This window comes from Actinoplanes sp. SE50/110 (assembly GCF_900119315.1).
GTDB lineage: Bacteria > Actinomycetota > Actinomycetes > Mycobacteriales > Micromonosporaceae > Actinoplanes.
Genome location: NZ_LT827010.1, coordinates 2,951,908 through 2,974,797, shown reverse-complemented (window position 1 = coordinate 2,974,797; position 22,890 = coordinate 2,951,908). Strand labels below are relative to the sequence as shown.

General features: G+C 71.3%; 25 protein-coding genes and 1 pseudogene. 11 read left to right on the top strand and 15 right to left on the bottom strand.

What is annotated here, in order from left to right:
- Positions 1 to 6 precede the first annotated feature (6 nt).
- Entirely contained in the window at positions 7 to 1,677 is a 1,671-nt protein-coding gene (locus ACSP50_RS13190; protein WP_014689910.1) for a hypothetical protein, read from the top strand.
- On the opposite strand, the gene ACSP50_RS13185 is transcribed toward ACSP50_RS13190, so the two are convergent.
- Positions 1,667 to 2,518 (bottom strand): LacI family DNA-binding transcriptional regulator, encoded by an 852-nt coding sequence (locus ACSP50_RS13185; protein ID WP_014689911.1) that lies wholly within the window; start codon positions 2,516 to 2,518, stop codon positions 1,667 to 1,669. The genes ACSP50_RS13190 and ACSP50_RS13185 overlap by 11 nt on opposite strands.
- 5 nt (positions 2,519 to 2,523) lie before the next feature.
- The gene (locus tag ACSP50_RS13180) at positions 2,524 to 5,001 is read right to left on the bottom strand and encodes a glycoside hydrolase family 2 TIM barrel-domain containing protein (protein ID WP_014689912.1); all 2,478 of its coding nucleotides are present in this window, start codon (positions 4,999 to 5,001) and stop codon (positions 2,524 to 2,526) included.
- Positions 5,002 to 5,445: 444 nt separating this feature from the next.
- On the opposite strand from ACSP50_RS13180, the gene ACSP50_RS13170 reads away from it, so the two are divergent.
- Together ACSP50_RS13170 and ACSP50_RS13165 are read left to right on the top strand one after the other, a co-directional pair.
- Positions 5,446 to 6,876, top strand: a complete 1,431-nt coding sequence (locus ACSP50_RS13170) for an ROK family transcriptional regulator (RefSeq protein WP_014689913.1) — start codon at positions 5,446 to 5,448, stop codon at positions 6,874 to 6,876.
- A gap of 50 nt (positions 6,877 to 6,926) precedes the next feature.
- A complete protein-coding gene (locus ACSP50_RS13165) occupies positions 6,927 to 7,571 on the top strand; it encodes a hypothetical protein (RefSeq protein ID WP_155123492.1) in 645 nt (214 codons plus the stop codon).
- A gap of 108 nt (positions 7,572 to 7,679) precedes the next feature.
- On the opposite strand, the gene ACSP50_RS13160 is transcribed toward ACSP50_RS13165, so the two are convergent.
- The 8 genes from ACSP50_RS13160 to ACSP50_RS13125 form a co-directional block, all read right to left on the bottom strand.
- A complete protein-coding gene (locus tag ACSP50_RS13160; protein ID WP_014689915.1) occupies positions 7,680 to 7,895 on the bottom strand; it encodes a DUF3072 domain-containing protein in 216 nt (71 codons plus the stop codon).
- A gap of 181 nt (positions 7,896 to 8,076) precedes the next feature.
- Positions 8,077 to 8,505 (bottom strand): nitroreductase family deazaflavin-dependent oxidoreductase, encoded by a 429-nt coding sequence (locus tag ACSP50_RS13155; RefSeq protein ID WP_014689916.1) that lies wholly within the window; start codon positions 8,503 to 8,505, stop codon positions 8,077 to 8,079.
- Between the two features lie 119 nt (positions 8,506 to 8,624).
- Complete coding sequence (locus ACSP50_RS13150; RefSeq protein WP_014689917.1) at positions 8,625 to 9,287, bottom strand: sulfotransferase family protein; 663 nt, start codon at positions 9,285 to 9,287, stop codon at positions 8,625 to 8,627.
- Between the two features lie 42 nt (positions 9,288 to 9,329).
- Positions 9,330 to 10,142 (bottom strand): ABC transporter ATP-binding protein, encoded by an 813-nt coding sequence (locus tag ACSP50_RS13145; protein WP_014689918.1) that lies wholly within the window; start codon positions 10,140 to 10,142, stop codon positions 9,330 to 9,332.
- Positions 10,139 to 11,011, bottom strand: coding sequence for an ABC transporter ATP-binding protein (locus tag ACSP50_RS13140; protein WP_014689919.1), 873 nt, complete (start codon positions 11,009 to 11,011; stop codon positions 10,139 to 10,141). The genes ACSP50_RS13145 and ACSP50_RS13140 overlap by 4 nt, the downstream gene beginning before the upstream one ends.
- Complete coding sequence (locus ACSP50_RS13135) at positions 11,008 to 11,961, bottom strand: ABC transporter permease (RefSeq protein WP_014689920.1); 954 nt, start codon at positions 11,959 to 11,961, stop codon at positions 11,008 to 11,010. The genes ACSP50_RS13140 and ACSP50_RS13135 overlap by 4 nt, the downstream gene beginning before the upstream one ends.
- A gap of 11 nt (positions 11,962 to 11,972) precedes the next feature.
- Positions 11,973 to 12,962, bottom strand: coding sequence for an ABC transporter permease (locus ACSP50_RS13130; RefSeq protein WP_014689921.1), 990 nt, complete (start codon positions 12,960 to 12,962; stop codon positions 11,973 to 11,975).
- A 6-nt stretch (positions 12,963 to 12,968) separates the two neighbouring features.
- Entirely contained in the window at positions 12,969 to 14,657 is a 1,689-nt protein-coding gene (locus tag ACSP50_RS13125) for an ABC transporter substrate-binding protein (protein WP_014689922.1), read from the bottom strand.
- A gap of 235 nt (positions 14,658 to 14,892) precedes the next feature.
- On the opposite strand from ACSP50_RS13125, the gene ACSP50_RS41820 reads away from it, so the two are divergent.
- Positions 14,893 to 15,051 carry a hypothetical protein gene (locus ACSP50_RS41820; protein ID WP_014689923.1) on the top strand — a complete coding sequence of 53 codons (159 nt, stop codon included), beginning with the start codon at positions 14,893 to 14,895 and terminating at the stop codon, positions 15,049 to 15,051.
- A gap of 34 nt (positions 15,052 to 15,085) precedes the next feature.
- Positions 15,086 to 15,847 (top strand): hypothetical protein, encoded by a 762-nt coding sequence (locus tag ACSP50_RS13120; RefSeq protein ID WP_014689924.1) that lies wholly within the window; start codon positions 15,086 to 15,088, stop codon positions 15,845 to 15,847.
- Positions 15,848 to 16,087: 240 nt separating this feature from the next.
- On the opposite strand, the gene ACSP50_RS41815 is transcribed toward ACSP50_RS13120, so the two are convergent.
- Positions 16,088 to 16,288: a hypothetical protein gene (locus ACSP50_RS41815; protein ID WP_155123491.1), complete on the bottom strand. Its 201-nt coding sequence runs from the start codon at positions 16,286 to 16,288 to the stop codon at positions 16,088 to 16,090.
- A gap of 148 nt (positions 16,289 to 16,436) precedes the next feature.
- Here ACSP50_RS41815 and ACSP50_RS13115 point away from each other — a divergent pair, with 148 nt between their 5' ends.
- The gene (locus ACSP50_RS13115; RefSeq protein ID WP_231956921.1) at positions 16,437 to 16,784 is read left to right on the top strand and encodes a response regulator; all 348 of its coding nucleotides are present in this window, start codon (positions 16,437 to 16,439) and stop codon (positions 16,782 to 16,784) included.
- A complete protein-coding gene (locus ACSP50_RS13110) occupies positions 16,781 to 18,238 on the top strand; it encodes an ATPase domain-containing protein (RefSeq protein WP_014689926.1) in 1,458 nt (485 codons plus the stop codon). Before ACSP50_RS13115 ends, ACSP50_RS13110 begins: the two co-directional genes overlap by 4 nt.
- A gap of 11 nt (positions 18,239 to 18,249) precedes the next feature.
- Here the strand turns inward: ACSP50_RS13110 and ACSP50_RS13105 are convergent, their stop codons facing one another.
- The 3 genes and pseudogenes from ACSP50_RS13105 to ACSP50_RS41810 form a co-directional block, all read right to left on the bottom strand.
- Positions 18,250 to 18,762 carry a bifunctional 2-polyprenyl-6-hydroxyphenol methylase/3-demethylubiquinol 3-O-methyltransferase UbiG gene (locus ACSP50_RS13105; RefSeq protein ID WP_080128213.1) on the bottom strand — a complete coding sequence of 171 codons (513 nt, stop codon included), beginning with the start codon at positions 18,760 to 18,762 and terminating at the stop codon, positions 18,250 to 18,252.
- 77 nt (positions 18,763 to 18,839) lie between these two features.
- Positions 18,840 to 19,406, bottom strand: a complete 567-nt coding sequence (locus tag ACSP50_RS13100; protein WP_014689928.1) for a cysteine hydrolase family protein — start codon at positions 19,404 to 19,406, stop codon at positions 18,840 to 18,842.
- A gap of 9 nt (positions 19,407 to 19,415) precedes the next feature.
- Positions 19,416 to 19,547 (bottom strand): annotated as a pseudogene (locus ACSP50_RS41810) (respiratory nitrate reductase subunit gamma); the annotation flags it as partial.
- Positions 19,548 to 19,661: 114 nt separating this feature from the next.
- On the opposite strand from ACSP50_RS41810, the gene ACSP50_RS13090 reads away from it, so the two are divergent.
- Together ACSP50_RS13090 and ACSP50_RS13085 are read left to right on the top strand one after the other, a co-directional pair.
- A complete protein-coding gene (locus tag ACSP50_RS13090; RefSeq protein WP_014689929.1) occupies positions 19,662 to 20,633 on the top strand; it encodes a LacI family DNA-binding transcriptional regulator in 972 nt (323 codons plus the stop codon).
- An 18-nt stretch (positions 20,634 to 20,651) separates the two neighbouring features.
- Entirely contained in the window at positions 20,652 to 21,245 is a 594-nt protein-coding gene (locus tag ACSP50_RS13085) for a GNAT family N-acetyltransferase (protein ID WP_014689930.1), read from the top strand.
- On the opposite strand, the gene ACSP50_RS13080 is transcribed toward ACSP50_RS13085, so the two are convergent.
- Entirely contained in the window at positions 21,242 to 21,625 is a 384-nt protein-coding gene (locus tag ACSP50_RS13080) for an HPF/RaiA family ribosome-associated protein (RefSeq protein WP_014689931.1), read from the bottom strand. The genes ACSP50_RS13085 and ACSP50_RS13080 overlap by 4 nt on opposite strands.
- A gap of 137 nt (positions 21,626 to 21,762) precedes the next feature.
- Here ACSP50_RS13080 and ACSP50_RS13075 point away from each other — a divergent pair, with 137 nt between their 5' ends.
- On the top strand, positions 21,763 to 22,092 hold the full coding sequence (locus ACSP50_RS13075; RefSeq protein WP_014689932.1) for a multidrug efflux SMR transporter: 330 nt from the start codon (positions 21,763 to 21,765) through the stop codon (positions 22,090 to 22,092).
- Positions 22,089 to 22,817, top strand: coding sequence for a TetR/AcrR family transcriptional regulator (locus ACSP50_RS13070; RefSeq protein ID WP_014689933.1), 729 nt, complete (start codon positions 22,089 to 22,091; stop codon positions 22,815 to 22,817). Before ACSP50_RS13075 ends, ACSP50_RS13070 begins: the two co-directional genes overlap by 4 nt.
- The last annotated feature ends 73 nt before the right edge of the window (positions 22,818 to 22,890 follow it).

Genomic DNA, 22,890 nt, shown 5'->3' with positions numbered 1-22,890 from the left:
GAGACCATGCGCAAGCGCACCATCAGGACACTGCTCGCGGCCGGCGTGCTGGCGGCCGGGTCGGCGGCCTTCGTCAACCTCGCGACCGGGTCGGCGTCGGCCGGGACCGGGCCGACCACACTGACCGGGCAGCAGCGCCACGCGATCGACGGATATCACGCCGACCGGATGGTGGTCGACACGGTGCACCAGCGGCTGCTGATCGCCGACGACGTGGCGCACCGCATCCTCGCGGTCGGCTACGACGGCACGGTCGCGGCCCAGGTGGCCCTCCCGGACGGGGCGAACGCCGGCGACCTGCGGCTCACGGCCGACGCGGGCCGGCTCTGGGCGATCCTGCCGGGCGCCCACCAGATCGTCTCCTGGGACGCGGCGACCCTCGGCGACGCCAAGCCCTACCCGGTCGACCTCCTCGACCTCGGCCACCTCACGCTGGCCGGCGGCACGCCCTGGTTCACCTTCGACAAGAACTACTTCGCCTCGCTCGACCCGGCCACCGGCGCGGTCACCCGGTACGTGCTCGGCAAGGGCAACGACACCTCGGCATCGCCGTCCCAGCCGCTGATCGCCGCCAACCCGGCCGACCCGACCCAGTTGGCGCTGACCTACGCGGGCACCCGGACGACCCTGTTCCGCTACGACACCGCCGGCGACATGACGGCGCCGGTGACCGCCGAGACCGGCGTGCTCGCCGCGCACAACACGTTGGCGTACACCCCCGACGGCACGATGATCTACGTGGCCGGTGCCGGTGGCGTCTTCTACACCTGGGCCGACGACCTGGCCGGCATCTCGGCCCGCACGATCGGCCTGGACGGCGCCGCCGACGTGGCGACCACCGACGGCTGGGTCGCGGCCGGCACCGGCGACGTGCGTCTCTACCCGGACGCCGAGACGACCGCGGCCCGCGAGTTCGACTTCCCGGCCACGGCCACCGTGACCGACCTCGGGTGGGGTGCCGGCGCCGGCCGGCTCTTCGCGATCAGCACCGATCCGACCGGCGCGCAGAGCCTGTGGGTGATCGACCAGCCCACGGCGACGCCGGCGCCGGCCACACCGGAGCTCACGCTGAACCGCGACGGGAGCGTCAACGCGTACGGCGCCACCGTGACGATGACCGCGCACCTCGGCACCACCGCCCAGAACCGGACCGTGGAGATCTGGGCCGACCCGTACGGCACCGACCGGCCGCGCACCCTGCTCAAGAAAGGCGTGGTGGACGCCGCGGGCAACCTGAGCGTCGGCTACCAGCTGACCCGCAACACCACGTTCAGCGTGGTCTTCGCCGGTGACGCCGGATACGCCGCCCGGACGGTCACCTCGGCGGTGAACACCTCGGTCGCCGTCGCCACCACGGTCGCCAACCACTACACCGTCAAGCGGTCGTACTACTACGTGCACAAGAGCAAGAACCCGGTTTTCGGTACGACGATGACGCCGTACCCGGGACGCACCGAGCGGCTGACCCTCCAGCAGTACTCGGGCGGCCGGTGGGTGGCGTTCAAGAGCGGGAACTACCGGCTCAGCTCGGCCGGCAAGTACTCGTACACCCTCACCGGAACGCACCGGACCGGGGTGAAGTACCGGGTGTCGGCGGCCTACCTGACCGGCATCTCCGGGGACCGGGCCAACGCCACGACCAACGGGCCCTGGAAGTACTTCATCTTCACCAGCTGACTTTCGGAGCGGCGGGAGCCGGGCCGGTGCTCTCCCGGTGGCGGATGCTGACCGCCGGGCCCGGGTGGGTGCGGCCCGCTCCCCCGTCGAGCACGTCGAGCACCGCCCGCCCCAGGGTCAGCCCGTGCTCGTGCACGTCGGTGCTCAACGCCGACAGGGGTGGCACCGCGAGCTCACACAGCGGGGAGTCGTCGCAGGCCAGCAGGCTGACCTGCGCCGGCACCCGGGTGCCGGTGCGGAGCAGCTCCTGCTCGGCGGCGACCGCCATCACATCGTTGTCGAAGACGATCGCGGTCGGCGGCGGGGCCGAGGCGAGCAGGGACCGCAGCGCCCGTACGCCGCCCTCGGCGGTGTAGTCGCCCTCGGCGATCCGCACGGTGACGCCGCGCCCGGCCGCCGCCGCCCGGATCGCCGCGGTGCGTTCCGCGGTGTGCACCAGGTCGGCAGGGCCGCTGACCCGGCCGATCACCCGGTGGCCGAGGGCGGTCAGGGCGGCGATCGCGGTGGTCATCGCCCCAGCGTCGTCGGTGACCACTTTGGCGTACGGTCCGGGGTGCCGACCGGCCAGCACCGCGGGCAGGCCGAGCGCGGCCACCCGGTCCGGGCGCACGTCGTCGTGCACCAGGTTGACCACGACCACCGCGGCCACCGTGTGGTCCTGCGCCCAGCGGCGGTAGGTGGCCAGCTCGGCATCCCGATCGGGGACGACCAGGAGCAGCACGGTGGCGCCGGCCGGGGCGAGCGCCTCCTCCATGCCGGCGATCAGCTCCATGAAGAACGGTTCGACCCCGACCTGCGCGGCGCTGCCGGTCAGCACCAGCCCGATCAGCCCGCCGGCCACCGCGCTCAGGCCTCGGTCGCGGCGGCGAGGGTGTTCGCCGCGACGAGCACCCCGGGCGCGCCGAACGCCGCCGGGTCGGCCCAGGTGGTGCGCACGTGGAAGGTGTGGCTCTCGCCGGCCAGGAGATCCACGAGCAGGTCGTCGACGGACGACGCGGGGTCGATCTTGTCGGTGAGCAGCGCGACGTCGCGGGCGAAACGGGAAGCGGTCACGGTGATGCAGTATCCGCCCTCGGCGGGGGTGATGTCCGCGGTGAGGGGCGACGGGTCGTACGCGAGATCGAAGTCCTCGGCGAACAGGTGCGTGGCGCGCAGCCCGTCGGCGTCCGCGACCAGCACCTCGCGGGTCACGTCGCCGGGTGTGGTCAGTCCGGCGTCCAGCGGGACGACCGATCCGGATCGAGGCGCGACGTCCAGCTCGACGGTCCCCTCGGCCAGCGGCTCGCCGGTGAAGGAGACCCGCCGCACCCGCACCGTGCCCCGCCAGGGCGTCGGCGAGTCGTTGACCGCGACCAGTGCGCCGTCCGGCGACCCGGGCGGGAAGCGGAGGCTGAGCAGCCGCGGGGCGTAGGCGCGGCGCAGCGCGTACCAGGCCGGCTTGCGCCGTCCGGCGCCGTCGACCACCGCCCAGGAGGTGACCGGCCAGCAGTCGTTGAGCTGCCACAGGATGCTGCCCATCGTGCGCGGCGCGTGCCCGCGCAGGTGGTGCACCGCGTACGCCGTCGCCCGGGCCTGGTTGAGCTGGGTGGCCCAGTGCCACTCGGCGAAGTCGGCCGGCACCCGCATGTGGTGCGCCAACCCGGTGTCGAGTTTGTCGTTGCCGCCGGCCGCCTTCTGGTGCAGCAGGAACGCCGGCGACTCCTGATCGAAGTCCTCGGGAGCCAACGACTCGCGCAAAGTCGACCAGGTGGCCGGCGCCTGCCAGCCGAACTCGGCGCAGAACCGGGGCAGGAAGTTCGCGTGGTGGGTGTAGTCCTGCCGGTTCCACGCCTCCCACTCGTGGCGGGTGCCGTGCCGGTCGTCGTTGGGGTGGATGATTTCGGGGTCGTGGCCCGGGCTGGACGGGCTGCCGGGGTGGTAGGGGCGGCTCGGGTCGAGGTCGGCGAGCAGCGCCGGGAAGTCCCGGTAGTAGTATCCGGCGCCCCAGGTCTGCCCGTTGAGCCGCGGTTTCCAGTCCCAGTCCTGGTGCCCCCAGATGTTCTCGTTGCCGCCGTTCCACAGGATCAGCGACGGGTGCGGGGCGAGCCGGGCGACGTTCTCCCGGGCCTCGGCGAGGATCTCCGAGCGGATCGGCTCCTCCTCCGAGTACGCCGCGCAGGCCAGCGGGAAGTCCTGCCAGACCAGCACGCCGCGCTCGTCACACTCGGCGTAGAAGTCGTCGCTCTCGTAGATGCCGCCGCCCCAGACGCGCAGCAGGTTGGCGTTGGCCTCGACGGCCCGCTCGATCGCCGCCGCGTACCGTGCCCGGGTCAGCCGGGTGAGCAGATGGTCCTCGGGAATCCAGTTGAGGCCGCGCACGAAGATCGGCTGTCCGTTGACGATCAGCGTGAACGGGGTGCCGACCGCGTCCGGCGTCTCGTCCAGCGTCACCGTCCGGAAGCCGACCCGGGTGTCGAACACGTCGAGGTCGCCGTCGCCGTCGCGCAGCACCACGCGCACGTCGACGAGCGGCTGGTCGCCGTAGCCGACCGGCCACCAGACCGGCGCGTCGGGCACGGTGATCTCGGTCGTCACCGCGTCGGCCGTCGCCGGGAGCGTGACCGGCACGGTCTGCGACCCGACCGCGACCTCGGCGGTCAGCGCGGTCGCGGCCGCGAGCCCGGATCGCTCCACCTCGATGGAGATGCGGCACTTGCCGGTACGGCCGTCCGCGTCCACCGTGGCCAGCGGACGCACCGAGGCGAGCCGTGCCACCCGCCAGCGCTCCAGGCGCACCGGCTTCCAGATACCGGCGGTCTGCAGGTCGGGCCCCCAGTCCCAGCCGAACGAGCAGGCCATCTTGCGGACCGCGTTGAACGGGTGCGGATAGGGCCGGGGGCGTTCCCCGATCACCTTCTGCAGCCGCTCGGCATAGTCCAGCGCGGAGTCGAACCGGACCGACAGCGGCAGCGGCGCGCCGTGCAGCCGGTCCCGCACGTCGAACCGGTGGCCACGGTGCATGTTCGCGGTCCGGCCCAGCTCGGCGTCGCCCAGGGTGATCGTGGCGACCGTGTCCAGACCGTCGAAGACCAGGTCGACCCGCTCGTCCGGGGCCGCCGGCGCGGCCCGCAGGGTGGTGGCGTAGAGCCAGGCCGCCCGGTGGAACCAGACCAGCAGCGACTCGTTCTCCCCGAGGTACGGATCGGGGATCAGCTCGGCGTCGAGCAGGTCGGTGTGCACCGTGCCGGGCACCGTGGCCGGCACCGTCCCGGCGGCGATCTCCGCGGGCACCGGCCCGCCCACGGCACGCACGGTCCAGCCCGAGTGCAGGTCGGTTCTGATCATCTGGGGGGTGACTCCTGTCGTCGTGCCGCCGCGACCCGGCAACTCATATTCTTAAGCTACTGAACGAAGCCCGTCAACGCTGGTGGGGAGTCGCCGACGGCGCGGACCTGAGCCACCTGAGCGCCGCCCGGATGAGCCTGGTCCTCGACTGCCGGAGCCCGGCGGTGATCGCGACGGGCACCAGCGCCTCGTACCCGCCGGGCGCGGCCGGGCTGCCCGGACCGGTCCGGACCGGGTGCACCACGTCCGGCCCCGGCCGGCGGGTGACGTTGCCGACGGCAACGCCATCGCGTGGGGTGCTGCGTTACCCTGGTGCACGCCCCAGGGGGTACGCCTGAACGGCCGCACGCTCGGCACCGTCGGACTCCGGCTCCCGGTGCTCTGTCCGGACCGCGTCGTGCTCGTGCGCGTCACGGCCGCAACCGCCCCGGGGAGGGTGACCGAGTGAGAGAAGCGGTCGGCGCGCCCGCGCCGGCAGGCCGGCCCGGCCGTGGTCGCCGCCCCGGCGCCCGGGAGAGCATCCTCGACGCCATCCGCGCCTGCGAGCCCCTCAGCCGCGTCGAGCTCGCCAAGATCACCGGCCTGACCGAGGCCGCGGTGTCGATGACGGTCCGTCGGCTCCTCGAGGAGGGTCTGGTCGTCGAAACCGGCCGCACGCCGACCGGCGGCAAACCGCGCACGTTGCTGCAGCTGGACCCGACCGCCCGCCTGGCCGTCGGCGTCCACCTCGACGAGGACACCACCACCTACGTCCTCACCGGGCAGACCGGGGGTGTCATCTCCCGCCTGGCCCGCCCGGCCCTCCCCGCCATGTCCGCCACCCGCACCGGATCCACCACCGGGACCAGCGCCGGGCCCGCCCCCGCGCCCACCGCCGATCAACCCGTGACGGCCGCGCCCGGATCGACCGCGTCCGGATCCGCCGCGCCTGGATCGACCACTTCCGGACCCGCCACGGCCGGACCAGCCACGACCGGTTCCGTCACGGCTTCCGGCGATGGGGATCGGCTCGGGGACGGGGTGGATCTGCTGCTGCGGACTCTGGCCGCCGACATCGACACGCTGCTGGCCGGTTCCGGGGTCGATCCGGCCCGGTGCCTGGGCGTCGGCATCGTCTGGCCGGGGCCGCACAGCGGCGGCCCGGCCGACGACCCGCTGCCCCATCTGCGCGGCCTGGGCGGCGACGAACTGGGCAGCCGGCTTTCCGCCGCCACCGGCTGGCCGGTCCTGGTGGAGAACGACGCCACCGCCGCCGCGGTCGGCGAGTACTGGGTCGCCCGGGTCGGCCCGGAGCAGGCGTTCGCCGCCCTCTACATGGGCGGCGGGATCGGCGCCGGCATCGTCGTCGAGGGCCGGGCGATGCGCGGCAGTCACGCCAGCGCCGGCGAATTCGGTCACCTATGCCTGGACGTCTTCGGCCCGGAATGCTGGTGTGGCAGCCGGGGCTGCCTGGAGGTTCTGGCCGGCCCCCGCACGGTGGTCAGCGCCGCCCGCGACAATCGGGTCGCCGCCGCCGAAGCCGGCCTGGACCTGTCCCAGCCGCTCCGCAGCGTGGCCACCGAGTTCGCCGCCATCGCCCGGGCCGCCCGGGCCGGCGCCCCGCACTGCCGCACGCTGTTGGAGACCTCGGCCCGCTACGTCGCCGCCGCCGCCGAAACGGTCGTGAACCTTCTCGACATCGACCTGCTGGTCCTCACCGGCCCGGGTTTCGCCGCCGCCTCCGCCATCTACGGCCCGGCCATCATGCGCCGCCTGGCCCCCGCCGACGCCCGCACCTGGCACCGCAACGTCACCGTCACCGTCTCCCTGGCCGCCGCCACCGCCTCCGCCACCGGCGCCGCCGCCCTCGTCCTGCAGTCCCACCTTCGCGCCTGATCAGCGGAAACGCGGGACATCGCCGTGGGCGGAGCCGCAATCTGGCGGACATGAGAATGTTCCGAATAGTCCTCGCCGCCGCGGCGACGGCGGCCTGCGGACTCACCGGCGCCGCGAACCTTCCCACCCCCGCGCACGCCGCCGGACCCGGCGTTCCGACGGCAGCGCACCCCGCCGACTCTGGCATCTCGACGGCCGCGCACGCCGCGCACGCCGGGCCCGCCGGGCCCGCTGATCCGCGACCGGACGGGCTGCGATTGACCGGGGCGGAACGGTCGATGCTGCTCGCCGCCACCCGTCGTTTCCGCGACGTGCGGGAGGCGGTCCGGGCCGGCTACCTGCCGACCGACGATTGTGTCCCCGGCATGGGCCTGCACTACTCGAACCCGGCCCTGGCCGCCGATCCCAGGATCGACCCGGAACACCCGGAGATTCTTCTCTACGTCCGCGGCGACCATGGCCGGGTGCATCTGGCCGGCCTGGAGTATTACCGACCGGACGCCGACGGTGACCTGCGTACCGACGGCGACCGGCCGGCCCTGTTCGGCCACCGGTTCAACGGACCGATGCTCGGCCACCCGGTGCCGGTCGGCGCTCCGCCCATGCCGGTCCATTACGACCTGCACGTCTGGCTCTACACCCGGAATCCGGCCGGCGAGCTCACCACCGACAACCCGGTGATCACCTGTCACTGACCGACGTCGGTACCGCCGCTGACGACCCGGGAGCCGGCCGCCCCGGGCCGGTCGGCGGCCGGTGGTCCGACAGCCGACGGCTCCGGCGGACCAGAGGCCGCCCGGCGCTCAGCGGCCGCGGCCGGTCTTCTCCTGGAGATCGTCGATGCGGCGCGAAGCCTCCGCCTTGGTCAGCCCGTCCGGCACGTCCTCGTGCGCCTCGGTCGCGAGCGTGTGCAGGTAGGACTCCTGCGCCCCGGTCGCCGGCTCGTCACCGGTGCTCCAGTCGTCAGGATCCTTCACCCGGTTGTCGCCGTTCGGTTCGGCGTTGTTCCGGTCAGCCATGTCATCCTCCTCCGTCGAACAGCCGTGCTATTACCCACCGCACCGCATGCCATGCCACGGATCACCCGCCGGAGGGCGACGCCGCCGGCCGGGCCCCGGATCGCCGCCGGCGGTTGAGCGGATCACCGGCTCCGGCCGCGGGTCAGCCGAAGGCCGCCCGGCTCGGGCGGCTCGCCGCCGGTCAGGCGGAGGCGGCCCGGGTGAGCTGCAGGACGGGGATGGTGCGGATGCCGGCGGTCTTCTGCTCGTACTCCGCGAAGCCGGGGTAACGACGCGCCTGCTCGGCGTAGCGCTCGTCCCGCTCCGGGCCGGTCAGTTCCTTGACGGTCACCGCATACGTCTCGGTGCCGACCTCGACGGTGGTGCTGCCCGCGCTGGTCAGGTTGTGATACCAGGCGGGGTTGTCGGGCGCGCCGGCTTTCGAGGCGAAGATGTAGATGGTGTCCCGGTCGGTGTCGTCCGGCAGGTACATGAGCGGGGTGACGGACTCGCGGCCGGTCTTCCGACCGGTGTGGTGGATGAGGACCATCGGCGCCCCGGCGAACGGCCCGCCGACCCGGCCCTCGTTGGCCCGGAACTCCTCGATGACTTGGGTGTTCCAGTCGCTCATCGCATGTCCCTCATGATCGTCGGTCGTGTCGGCGACGTCCCGCGACGCACCGATCACGAGGGTATCTCGGCGGTGTGACGAAACCACCGGAACGGGACGGCCCTCCACGAGCCGACCTTTCACCTGCCGTTCGTCGCTCCCGTAGGCGTGCGACCGGCATCGACGGAGAGCCCCAGACCGCTCAGCCGCTCCTGGAACGCCGCGGTGTCGTTGAGCCGCGGGAAGTCCTCGTCCGGCACCGGCCGCCCGAGGAAGGCGCAGAGCGGCTCCCACCCGTCCCCGATCCGGTATTCCAGAAGTCGTTCCGCGGGCACCGTCTCGCGCACCGCGGCGTTGTGCCGGTTGAAGACCTCGATGGCGTACGCCCGATCGCCGAACCGTCCGTCGAACGTCCCCACCCAGTTGGTCGCGTCCACCATCTCCCGCATCGCCGTCAGCCCGGGCGCCGCCGGCCGTCGGGACGCGGCCCAGATGGTCCGTTCCGCGCTGGCGTACCAGTCGTCCGGGTCCCGCACGGTCAGCACCACCCTGGCCCGCGGGTGCCGGTCCACGAGTTCCCGCCAGAAGTACACGCCGGGCCAGTCGACCGTCGAGCGGTAGCCGTCCAGGGCCCGATCCAGCGCGCCCGGCTCGCCGGCCGCCGCCCGGGTGAAGAGCCGGCAGCGCTCCTCGTCCCCGATCAGTGGCAGCATGTGCGCGCACGGCCCCAGGCCGATCCGTTCCAGGGCGACCTTGAGGCTCAGTGTTCCGGTTCGTCCGAATCCCGCACCGATGACATCCATCCCCTCTTCATACCCGCACCTTCCGGGTCGAAAAGGTGAACTTCACACTGTCCCGCGGAGTTCCCCGATCCGCCGTTCCGGGTTGGGCGCCGCCTCGGCGAGCATTTTCGTGTATTCGTGCCGCGGGTTCAGGATGACGTCGTCGGCCGGGCCGCGTTCCACGATCGCGCCCTGGTACATGACCAGGATCTCGTCGGCGAAGTGGCGCGCGGTGGCCAGGTCGTGGGTTATGTACAGGACCCCGAGATCCTCTTCCCGCTGCAGGGCGGCCAGCAGGTTGAGCACGCCCAGCCGGATGGAGACGTCCAGCATGGAGACCGGTTCGTCGGCGACGAGGATGCCGGGCCTGGGTGCCAGCGCGCGGGCGATCGCCACCCGTTGCCGCTGCCCGCCGGAGAGTTCGTGGGGCCGTCGCCGGGCCACGGTGTCCGCCGGGGTCAGCCGCACTCGTTCCAGCAGTTCCAGGACTTTCGCCCGTACGTCGGTGTCGGTGATCCGCCGATGGTGGAGCCGCACCGGCCGGGCCAGATGATGGCCGATGGTGTGGTACGGGTTGAGTGATGCGAACGGGTCCTGGAAGACCATCTGCACCTTCCGGCGGTATGCCGCGAGTCCCGCCCCGCGCCGTCCGACCGGTTCGCCGTCGAGCCGGATCTCGCCGCGGCTGGGCCGTTCCAGCTGCAGGAGCAGTCTGGCGACCGTCGATTTGCCGCTGCCACTCTGCCCGACCAGGGCGATGGTCTTCCCGTGACCGAGGGTGAGGCTGACGTCGTCGACGGCGCGCAGCGTGCTGGTCCGCCAGCCGTCCCGCAGCCGGTAGTCCTTGCCCAGCCCGCTGACTTCGAGGGTGGTCACGACGCCTCCACTTCGACCGCGTCCAGCGCGAGCAGCCGGTCGTCCATGGCGCCGCGGACGAAGGAGCCGCGGTCGCCGGTGAGGCTGGGGAACGATGCCAGCAGCTGCCGGGTGTATTCGTGCTTCGGGGTGGTGTAAAGGTCGGCGGCGGCGCCGAGTTCGACGATCTCGCCGCCGCGCATGACCGCGATCCGGTCGCTGATCTCCAGCAGCAGCGGCAGGTCGTGGGTGATGAAGATGACCGCGAAGCCGAGTTCGTCGCGCAGCCGGGTGATCTCCCGGAGGATCTCCCGCTGGACGACCACGTCGAGCGCGGTGGTCGGCTCATCCATGATCATGACTTGCGGTTCGAGCGCCATCGCCATCGCGATCATGACGCGCTGCCGCATGCCCCCGGACAGTTCGTGCGGGTAGGAGGTGAGCCGCGCCGGGTCGACGCCGACGCGTTCCAGCAGGTCGGCGCAGCGCTGCCGGCGCTCCCTACGGCCCATCCCGGGCCGGTGGGTGGTGAAGACGTCCTCGAACTGGTCGCGGATCGAGATCACCGGATTGAGCGAGTTCATCGCTCCCTGGAAGACCATCGAGATCTTCTCCCACCGGTTCGCCCGCAGCTCTTCGGCGTCCAGGGCGTTCCAGTCGGTCTCGCAACCCGCACGGGAGCGGAACACCGCCCGGCCGGAAGTGATCATTGCGGGCGGTTTCAGGAGGCGGATGATGCCGTACGCCAATGTGCTCTTGCCGCAGCCGCTCTCCCCCGCCAGGCCCAGCACTTCGCCCCGCTGAAGGTCGAGGCTGACGTTCTTCACGGCGTGCACGACCGGGTCGACGAGATAGTCCACGCTGAAGTTCTCGATGCTCAGGACCGTCACAGCGTGGCCTCCTTCGCCTTGGACAGCTGCTCGGACGACATCCGCCAGCTCTTGCGGGCGGCCCGGGTCCGGTTGCGCAGCCTGGGGTCGATCACCTCGTCGATCGAGAAGTTGATCAGCGAGAGGGCGGCGCCGAACAGGGCCAGCATCAGACCCGGCGGCACGAACCACCACCAGGCGCCGAGCCGCAGGGCCAGGCCGTTCTGCGCGTAGTAGAGCATGGTGCCCCAGGTGAACGAGCCGCTGGCGCCGAGACCCAGGTAGGACAGACCGGCCTCGCCGAGGATCGCGAAGATGACCGCGAAGATCACCTGGGAGGCGAGCAGCGGGATCAGGTTGGGCAGGATCTCGACGGCCAGCACCCGCCAGCGTTTCTCCCCGGCGACCCGAGCGGCCAGCACGTAGTCGCGGTTGCGCAGGCTCAGCGTGTAGCCGCGCAGCACCCGGGCCGACCCGGCCCAGCTGGTGATCGCCAGCACCAGGGAGACCAGCCAGATGCTCTTGTCCGGGACGTAGCTGGAGATCACGATCACCAGCGGCAGGCCGGGGATGACCAGCACCACGTTGGTGAACAGGGAGAACAGGTCGTCGACCCAGCCGCCGGCGTAGGCGCCGACGACGCCGAAGAAGGTGGACAGGATCAGCGTCAGCACACCGACGATCGCGCCGACCGCCAGCGAGCCGCGGGTGCCGTAGGCGAGCTGGGCGAGGACGTCCTGACCGGTCTGCGTGGTGCCCAGCCAGTGCTCGGCGCCGGGTCCGGTCAGGCCCTGGTCGTGCACCAGGGACGGGTCCTGGCAGAAGATCGGGCCGAGCAGACCGAACGAGACGATGGCGCCACCGAGGGTCAGGCCCGCGATGAGCTTCCGGTTGCGCGTGAATCGGCGTACTTCAATCGGACTTTGATCTTGAGGGATGGTCGGCTCGGCGAGTTCCGTGGTCATCGTCATGGTCGCCCCTCTCAGGCCCGGGCGCGGGTGCGCGGATCGATGACCGAGTACAGGAGGTCGACCAGCAGGTTCGCGCCGAGCACGGACAGCGTGATGACCAGGAAGATGCCCTGCATGAGGGCGTAGTCGTTGCTGCCGACCGCCTGCAGCAGCGCGTTGCCGATGCCGGGATAGGAGAAGACCGCCTCGGTGACGATCGAGCCGGCCACCACGAACCCGAGCGAGATCGCGAAGCCGGAGACCGACGGCAGGATGGCGTTGCGGGCCGCGTAGCGCCGCATCATCCGGCCCGGTCGCAGCCCCTTCGCCTCCGCGGTGACCATGTAGTCCTCGCTCAGCGTGGACACCATCATGTTGCGCATACCGAGCATCCAGCCACCCACCGAGGACAGGATGATGGTGATCGCCGGCAACGCGCCGTAGTAGACGACCGAGCCGGCGAACGCGGCGTTCCAGCCGGGCGTGACGGTGTAGACGTCGTAGCCGCCGTTGAGCGGGAACAGCGGCCAGATGCTGCCGAAGACGAAGAGCAGGATCAGCGCCAGCCAGAAGTACGGCACGGACTGGAACATGGTGGTGACCGGGACGAGGTTGTCCAGCCAGGATCCCCGTCTCCAGCCGGCGACGGTGCCGAGACCGACGCCGGCCAGGAACGAGATCACCGTGGCGAGACCGATCAGGCCGATCGTCCAGGGCAGGGTCTGCTCGATGATCGAGCCGACCGACGCGGGGTAGAACGTCACCGAGACGCCCAGATCTCCGTGTGCCAGGTTCCCGAGATACCGCAGATACTGGCCCCACAGCGGTCTGCCGCTGTCGGTGCCGAGCATCGCCTCGACCGAGGCGCGCATCTCGGGGGTGACCGGGCCGCGCTGACCCAGCTTCGACAACAGGATGTCGACCGGGTCGCCGGGCATCAGGCGCGGGACGAAGAAGTTCACCGTCAGCGCCGCCCCGAGGGCGACCAGGTAGAACCCCAGTTTGCGAAGCAGATGGCGCACCTTCGTCTACTTCGCCGGCTGCAGGTTGGTCAGCACGATGCCGTTGTCCCACTGTTTCCAGGAGGCGGGCAGGGCGTACTTGTTGTCGTTGGACGGCCAGCCGGTGGCGTGGCTGGTGTTGAACTCGGTGAGCATCGAGTTGACGTAGATGGGGATGTACGGCAGGTCCTTGACGATCTCGGCCTGCACGATCGCGTACTGCGCCTTCTGGGTCGCCTCGTCGTTGGTGGCCGCCGCCGCGTCGACCGCCGCGTCCACCTTCGGGTTCGAGTACCGCGCGTAGTTGCCGCTCGGCGGCGCCGACTCGCCGACCTTCTCGGTGGTCTTGCTGGAGTACTTCAGGTAGGTGGCGTACGGGTTCGGCGACGCGCCGAGGCCGATCGAGTCCAACGACAGCTCGAACTTGCCCTGCACCTGGTTGTTGTTCCACTCGTTCCAGGACAGCTGGGTCGGCTTGAGCTCGATGCCGATCTCCTTGAGTTCCTGGGTCATCGCGTCGTTCAGCGAGATGTAGTCACTCCAGCCGGTCACCGTCTGGATGGTCAGCGACAGCTTCTGGCCGCCCTTGGCGCGGATCCCGTCGGAACCCTTGGCCCAGCCGGCCGCGTCCAGCAGCTGCTCGGCCTTCGCGGTGTCCGGCGCGCCCGGCACGGTGGCATCGGCCTGATCGGCGATCCAGCTCCTGTCCCGCTGCGGCAGCAGCATGGTCGGCGACGCGGTCTCCGCGAAGCCGCCCCCGGCCAGCTTGTTCAGCTGGTCGCGGTTGAGCGCCCAGTAGATCGCCTGGCGCACCGCCGGGTCGGTCTGCGGTCCCTTGCAGCCCAGCGCGGCGCCGGCGCAGGTGAAGATCGAGGTGGTCATCGCCGGGGTGTTGACGTAGCTGAGGTTCTTCTGGTTCTTCAGCAGCTGGTCGAGGCCGGGCAGGAAGGCGCTCATCCAGTCGACCTGGCCGGCGGTCAGTGCGGCGCTCGCGGCGTCCGCGGTGGCCAGCGCGATGTAGCGGACGTTCTGGATCTGCGGCTTGCCGGGCTGCCAGTAGTACGGGTTCTTCTCCATCACGTAGCTCTGCGCGGAGAAGGTCTTGAGCTTGTACGGGCCGGTCCCGACCGGGTTCGGGTTGATCGTCTTGGCCGGGTCGGAGATCCTGCTCCACACGTGCTCGGCGATGATCGGGGTGTTCGCGATGACCGCGGCCTCGTCGGTGAACGACGGCTTCTCGAAGGTCAGCACCGCGGTCCTGTCGTCCTTGGCGACCGCCGAGGCGAGCTTGACGCCGGTGGAGTTGAGCGCCTTGTTCTGCCGGATCAGCTCGAACGTGTACGCCACGTCCCTGGCCGAGAACGCCTGCCCGTCGGACCACTTGACGCCGTCCCGGGTGGTGATCGTCAGAGCGCTGCCGGCGGTGTCCCAGGAGTAGCCGGTGGCCAGCATCGGCGTCGGCTTCGACTCGGCGGCGAAGTTGTACCAGTACAGCGGCTCGTAGATGAGGCCGTTGGTGGGCTGCAGGAAGGTCGGCGTGAACGGGTTCCAGTTCTCGACGATCGTGCCGGTGGACCCGTTGAAAATGGTGATGGCGCTGGTCCCGGCGTTGCCGCCGGTGGATCTGGTGCCGCTGTCGCCCGAGCAGCCGGCGGCCGCGAGGGCCAGCACGGCGGCCGCGGCGACCGCGGCTCGACGGCTCAAGGAGTTCAACATCGGTAGATACCTCGATCTTCGAGCATGCGGTGACGGCGCCCATTATTAAGTGGCTTAAGTTTGCGATGTCAAGAGCGGATGCCGGGTCGTCGCTCGGTGCGTCAAATCCCGGTGCAGGATCGATTCAGGCCGATGTGCACATGCTGCACGGACGACTACTCTGCGTTTGAACTGAACGGGGTGGTGGTCTCGTACCCCCGTGCGACAGTCTCGGGGGACGGGATTAGGGGCACCTATGAAGATCGATCTGGACATCCTCACCGCGATCACGGAGCGCCTCCGGCGCGCCAACGACACCGCCCGCCGGCCCGCCGGACCGGACCGGCCGCAACCGCCGCTCAGCACCGGCACACCGAGCCTGCCCCTGGCGCGTCGGATTCGGCACGCCCGATGACCCCCGGTGACCGCCTCAACGACCGGACAGCCTCATGACCCTCTACTTCGACCTGCCGCGCACCACACCCGTCGCGGCCGATCCGACCCCGTGGCGTGACTACCGCCCGTCACCGCGACTGGTGCACACGGCGGTCGGCAGCGGCCTGCTCACCGTTCTCGTCGCGGCGGCCGGCGGGTGGTCGCTGCTGCTCGGCGAAGGGGCGGCGGCGGTCGCCTGCACGATCGCGACGCTCGTGCTCGGGCACCTGTCCGGGCTGCTGCTGCACCTGTGGGTGCGGCCGTACAACACCGGCGACCGGATGCGGATCGCCGCCGCCGGCGACGGCAGCCCCGGCCTGACCTTCCGGTACTCGGGGCGGCTCTACTACTGGTACGGCGGCTTCCTCGGACTGCTGACCATCGCCCAACTCGGCCTGGCGGTCACGGTGTGGCCGTTCGCCGCGGGAGCCCTGCTCAGCGGCGCCGCGCTGGTCATGCTGTCACGGCACGCCCCGGGCCGGCTCACCCTCACCCCGGACGGGGTCCACCACCACGGCATCCGGCACCAGCGCTTCCTGCCCTGGGAGTCGATCAGCGACATCCTGCCCGGCGAACAGGCCCACATCCCGATCATCGCCGCCCCCACCACCGGGGGACAGCCGCACCTGACCATCCAGGTGCCCTGGCTGGACACCGACCCGGCCCTGGTCCTGCAGGCCCTTCGCTGGTACCACGCCAACCCGGTCCACCGCTTCGAACTCTCCTACCACATAGCCTGCGACCGCACCCGACAGCGCGCCTGGCACCTCCACTGACAGCCGTGGACCAGCCGTCAACCAGCGCCTCCCGGGCGAGGAACACCGGGTGGCGGTGAAAGGACACCATGGCTCGGTCAGGTTGAGTTGCTCCGCCGATCCGTCCCGGGTCCTCGACGTGGTGCGGCGCGGCGTGGGCCCTGGTCAGCGCGGGGCCGCTCGCGACCTGCCGGTCGTCCGGTGACATGCGCAAAGCCTGCCGGAGTGGACTCCAGCATGCCTTCGAGGGGTGATGAGGCGTCAGGCCCGGGCGGTGGCGGGGCGCCTGACCGCGAACACGTCCAGCAGCAGCGCCGCCGGGGCCACCATGCCGAGCAGGACGAAGCCCCACGCGTACGACTGGAAGCGTGAGCGAGCTGTGCCCGGCCAGGCCGAGGAACGGCGAGCGGGCTGAGCAGCGCCCAGGCCCAGAAGTTGACCGCGAATCCGACCGTGGCGCAACGCCTGGGAGGTGGCCGAGCCTCGGCCATGGCGACCAGATCGTGAAGGCGGACGTGAGCGAAACAGCACTTCTCGTCACAGCGGCACCGATCATCGGTACGGTCACCGTGAGACATCCAGCAGCGGGACGGAACCGGTGGGCACGATCTTGGTCGTCGACGACGAACCGGACCTGCGTTTCCTGGCCAAACGGATTCTCACGCGAGCCGGCCATCAGGTCATCGCCGCGGGCAACGGCGCCGACGCGTTGGAGGCGGTTCGACAGGTCCGGCCGGACCTCGTGGTGACCGACATGATGATGCCGGTCATGAACGGTGTGGAGCTCATTCGCCGGTTACGTGCCGACCCGGTCACCGCGGGCATCCCGATCTTGGCGGCCAGCTCGGACTGGCATCTCGCCGTCGAAGCAGACGCCGCTCTCGCCAAACCCTACGGACGGGCCGATCTGGTCGAGGCAGCCGAACGTCTTCTCCGGGAAGGAAGTGACCGGCGGTGACACACCTGAGCACCGGGCACCCTGACCTCGACCTGATTCTGGGCGGCGGCCTGCGACGCGGATCGGTCGTCGTCCTGGCCGGTCCGCCCGGCACCGGCAAGACCGTCCTGGCGCAACAGATCTGTTTCGCCGTGGCCACCGGTGAGCACAAGGCCATCTACTACACCACCCTGTCGGAGCCGCACGCCAAACTCGTCGAACACCTTCACGACTTCACCTTCTTCGACGCGGGCTCGCTGGGCCCGCGGGTCGAGTACGTGCACCTCGGCGACATGCTGCGTGGGCACCAGGCGGCCGGCCTGGACCCGGTCATCGACGAGGTGGTCCGCAAGGCGCTCGACGACGAGCCGGCGTTGCTGGTCGTCGACAGCACCATGATGCTGCGCGACTTCGTCAGCGATCGGGCCTTGCGCACCTCCCTGTACGACTTGACCAGCCGCGTCGCCCACAGCGGAGCCGTCCTGCTGCTGCTTGGCGAGTACAGCGACGCGGACATGCAGTCGGGCATCGAATTCACTCTGGCCGACGGCATCATCGCGCTCTCCCACCAGATCCGGGAGCCGGTCGACCGGCGCACTCTGCGCGTCATCAAGATGCGCGGCGCCGCACCGCTCGGTGGCGCCCACACCCTGCACATCACCGACGACGGTATCCGCGTCTACCCGCGCATCGAGTCCTTCCTGCCCACCGACATGCCGGGCCGCGGTGCGCGGATATCGTCCGGTATTCCCGGCTTGGACGACCTGATGGGCGGCGGCATTCCCGACGGGGACGGCACCGTCGTACTCGGCCCGACCGGAGTCGGCAAGACCATCGGCTGTCTCAGCTTTCTCGCCGAGGGCCTCGCGCAGGGCCAGCGGTGCCTCTACGTCACCTTCCAGGACACCGTCGAGGAGCTGAAGGAGATGGCCGGCCGGTTCGGCTGGGACTTCGCCGCCGCCGAGGAACGGGATCAGCTGGTCATCGCCCACGTCCCGGTCGGCGCGCTCGATCTCGATCTGGACGTGCTCTCGTCGATGATTCGGCACAGCTTCGACGACGGATCGGTCCGGCGGGTGGTCATCGACAGTCTCGCCGAGATGGCCCACGCCGCCCGCGAGGCCCAGCGGTTTCCCGCATACCTGCGCAGCATGCTCGCCGTCGTCCGGTCCGCCGGCGCCTCACTCTGGGTGACCAGCGAGACGCAGCTGTTCGGCCACGTCGATGATCCGCTCACCGGTCTGATGTATCTGTTCCACAACGTCATCCAGGTGCGCTACATCGAGGAATGCGCCGCGGCCGGCCGCTTCCTCAACGTCGTCAAGATGCGCAACAGCCGCCATGACAACGCCATGTACCGCTGCCACATCGCCGATCAGGGTGGCCTCACCGTGGGCGAGCGGCTCGAGCAGGCGACCGGACTACTCGGCTGGGACGCGCCGCGCAACTGCCTTCCCCCCGGCCGCGACAGCTGACGTGGCGCGGCCTAAGGGTGGCGGAGCAGCGCGACCAGGAACTGGGCCGAGGGCGTGAACGGGCGCAGATCCCACGTGCTCAGCAGCAGGTCAGCGGCGAGGCCGGCAGTGGTCACGTCGGCCAGGAATTCGTCGAACGGATAGCCGCGGCCGGCCCCGAACCCGACCGCCACCCGCCCGGAAGGCGCCAGGTGCTCGCCGAACCGTCGGATGATCTCCACCCGGGTGTCCGGCGCCGCGAAGGTCATCACGTTCCCCGCGCAGACGATCGCGTCGAACGGCACCCCCGGCAGCTTCAGCTCGGACAGGTCACCCACCAGCCACTGCGGCCCGGGGTGATCGGCGATCGCCGCCTCGATCAGCTCCGGGTCGAGGTCCACCCCGGTCACGTCGTGACCCAGGCTCGCCAGGAACCCGCCGACCCGCCCCGGCCCGCACCCGGCGTCCAGGATCCGCGCGCCCCGCGGCACCAGGGTGTCGACCAGCCGGGCCTCACCGGCCAGATCGGCGCCTTGGGCCGCCATGTCCCGGAACCGCTTGATGTACCACTGTGAGTGCCCGGGATCCTCGGCGCTCCGGCGCAGCCACTCGTTGCCACCGGTCACGCGGCGGCCCCGGCGAAGTCGACCTCGGCGGTCGGCGCGGTGCCGGCGACCCGGCCGGGTGCGGCCTGCCCGCTCCAGTACAGGTTGGTGAACGACACCACGGTCGCCGGGTCGGGCGCGCCCCACTCGGTCAGGTCCTCGGTGGTGTGCGCGTCGCTGACCAGCAGCACGTCGTAGCCCCGGGTGAAGGCGCCGTGGATGGTCGACCGGATGCACGCGTCGGACTGCGCACCGGCCACCACGAGCCGGCCGACACCGCGTTCGGCGAGCCGCTCCTCCAGGTCGGTCGCCTCGAAGGAGTCGCCGAACCTCTTGTGCACCACCGGCTCCCCGCCGGCCTGGGGCAGCTCCGGCACGTAGGCCCACTGCTCGCTGCCGAACGGCAGGTCGTCGTCGGAGTGCTGCACCCAGATCACCGGCACCGCCTCGGCGCGCGCCTTGCCGACCAGGGTGGCGATGTTGGCGATCACCGTGTCCCGGTTGACCGAGGTCTCGCCCACCACCCCGTTCTGCACGTCGATGACCAGCAGTGCCGTGGCGTCCCGCCCGTCGAGCGTCGTCATGGACCGACCCTATACTCTCCGGCGCGAGTCCCGGATCACGGCCGGGGCCGGCGGGGCGCGGCGGACGACGTACGGCCGCCAGGAGCGGGCGAGCGGCGCCGACCACACGTGCACCAGCCAGCTGAACGGCCACAGCGCCAGGTCGCACTCGCCGAACCTCGGTGCCGCACCCGCCCGCTCGGCGTTGCCAGCTCGTCCGGGGTGGCGTGCCGCGGCGGCGCACCCGGAACCGGAGTCCCGAGGTTTACTGGGAGCGTGTCTCATGGACTCGCCGACGTCGCCCGTCTCGCCGGGGTGTCGCCGGCCACCGCGTCGCGGGTGTTGTCCGGGTCCGGGCCCGCCTCGGCGGACAGTCGCGCCGCGGTCCGGGCGGCCGCCGCGACGCTGGGCTATCAGCCGCACCCGGTGGCGCGGCAACTGGCCCGCGGCACCGGGACGCGGCTGGTCTTCGCGGTGCGCGACGAGCGGGCCGACATCCTGCGCGACCCGTTCGTGATCCGGGCGGCGGCGGCCATGGCGGCGGTGCTGGACACGTACGACATCGGACTCACCCTGCGCCGCATCGGCCTGGGCGCCGCCGCGGACCTGCGCCTGATGTCGGACGATCGCGGCCTGGCCGCGCTGGTGTTGGCCGGGCACGACCGCGTGATGCTGGCGAACCTGCCGCCCGGCCTGCGCGGCCGGACGGCCGCGATCGGCACGGGCGGGGCCGATGTCGACAGCGCGGCGGGCGTCGGCGCGTTGTTGTCGCGGTTGTACGCGGGTGGCCGCCGCCGCATCGCCCTGATCGCCGGCCCCGCGTGGCTCGCCGCGTCCGCCGCGCCGGTCGCCGCCTACGCCGAGCTGACCCGGTCGGCCGGGCTGCCCGCGCGGATCGTGCGGGGCGACTTCACCAGCGACGGCGGTCGTGCCGCGGCGCGCGGCATCCTGGACCGCTGGCCGGACACCGACGCGATCGCCGCGGTCAGCGACGCGACCGCGCTGGGCGTGCTGCAGGCCCTCGCGGCGGCCGGGCGGCGGGTGCCGGACGACGTCGCGGTGACCGGTTTCGACGATGTCCCGCTGGCCGGGGCGACCCATCCGGCGCTGTCCACCGCGACCCATCCGGTCGAGGAGATCGCGGTGGCCGCGGCCCGGGCCGCGCTGGGCGAACCCGCCCCGGCGACGTTGTTCCCCAGCGTTCCGGTGTTCCGGGAGACTTGCGGTGGAAGCGCTTCCACGGCCTAGCCTGCAGGCGTGCCCGAGATGCGACCCTACCGGCCGGCCGACCTGCCCGCCCTCTACGACATCTGTGTGCGCACCGCCGACCTCGGCGGCGACGCCCGCGGGAAGTACTCCACCGACGCGCTGATGGGCGACCTGTTCGCCGGCCCGTACGCCGTCCTGGAACCGGATCTGGCGTTCGTGCTGGACGACGGCGGCCGGGCGGTCGGCTATGTGGTGGGGACCGCGGACACCGCGTCGTTCGTCAGACGCTACCGCGAGGAGTGGATCCCGCGGCTGGCCGGCAGGTATCCGGTGCCGCCGCCCCCGCCGCGCACGCCCGAGCAGGACATGGTGGCGCTGCACTACCGGCCGGAGCGGATGATCGTGCCGGAGCTGGCCGACCACCCCGCGCACCTGCACATCGACCTGCTGCCGCCCTACCAGCGACGGGGGTATGGGCGGCAGCTGATCGACGCGCTCAGCGCGGCGGCGGCCCGGGCCGGCGCGACCGGGGTGCACCTCGGCATGGTGACCGAGAATGTTCGCGCTCGGCCGTTCTACGACCGGATGGGATTCACGGTGCTTCCGGTCCCTGACCCGGGGCCGTTGACGTACCTCGGCAAGCGTCTCTAGATCGGGTCTTCGTCCACGACGACCTCGGGGACCTCCCGCAGGTGCCGGTTGTGGCGCGGCTCCTGCTTGGTCTTCGCGTCGTTGAGCCGGCGCCGCAGGTCGTCGCGGACGTCCATGATCGCGGCGTGCAGGTCCTCCTCCGAGGACGTGGTGACGATCTTCTCCCGGCCGCCGATCCAGCACTCCAGGGTCACCTTCTGGCCGCGCGCCTCGCGGTCCTTCACCGTGATCTCCAGCTCGGTGGCGTCGGCGTGGAACGCGGCGAGACGGGCGTCGAGCGGGCCGAACTGCTCGGCGATCCAGTTCCGGTCACCCTGGGTGAAGCCGGCGCCCACCCGCAGACATTCCTCAACGGTGGCCGGGTTCGCGACTGCGGTCATCAGAACCTCCTGAATCCGGTGGAAAACCTCCCCATCCCCTTACCCGGTTGATCAACCCTGAATCCTCTCCCTTCCGAGGGGCGAGGGTTTCTTGTACGATCGTACTTGTACGAACGTACAAGATGAGGTGCATAGCAGTGCGGTACGTCCTCCTCGCCGTCGCCATCGGCAGCGAACTCTTCGCCACCAGCATGATGAAAGCCACCGACGGGTTCTCCCGGCTCTGGCCCACCCTCGTCGTCCTCGCCGGGTACGGAGTGTCCTTCGTGGCCCTCTCCCAGGCGATCAAGGGCGGCATCCAGGTCGGCATCGCCTACGCCATCTGGTCCGCGGTCGGCACCGCGGCCATCGTGGTGATCGGGGCCTTGTTCCTCGACGAGCCGGTCACCCTCGCTAAGGTGGGCGGCATCACCCTGATCATTGCCGGAGTCGTGATGCTCAACCTGACCGGCGCGGAAGCGCATTGACCGAGCGCCGCCCCCGCCCCACGGAAAGCCGCGCCGCCTCGGAGCCCCGCGACCCGGGAACCCGGGCCGCTTTGGAACCCCGCGACCCGGAGACCCGGGCCGGCTTGGAACCCCGCGACCCGGAGACCCGGGCCGGCTTGGAATCCCGCGACCCGGAGACCCGGGCCGCTGCGGAGCGCCGGCCGCAGCGTCCCCGCGATCCGGAAGCGCGCCGCGCCGCCCTGGCCGCCGCCACCATGGAGATCATCGCCGAGGCGGGGGTCGGACGGACCACCCACCGCGCCGTCGCCGCCCGGGCCGGACTCCCGCTCGGCGCGACGACCTACTACTTCCCCACTCTCGACGACCTGATCGCCGCCGGCCTGCGGTACTCGTGCGACGCGATGCGGGCCGACCTGGACGTGTGGTCCACCCGCCTCGCGGCCGCACCGGACATGCCGGCCGAGCTGACCGCACTGACCGCGGAATACCTGCAGGACCGGCGGCAGGTCCGCATCGAGTACGAGCTGTGCATGGCCGCCGCGCGCGACGCCCGGCTGCGGGCACTCGCCGAAACCTGGATGGACGGACTCCCCGAGATCCTCCACCCGTGGGTCGGCGAGCCCGCGGCGCGCGACATCTGCGCCCTGCTGGACGGCATCATCCTGCGCGCCCTGGTCACCGAGACCGAGCTGGACGCTCCGGGCCTGACAGCAGCCATCCGCCGCCTGATCCCGCCGGCCTGAGCCCGCTCCCCGCCTTCCGGCCTCTTGCCTTCCCGCCCCTTACCGCGCCGGTATCCGGGCCGCTGTCACCGCG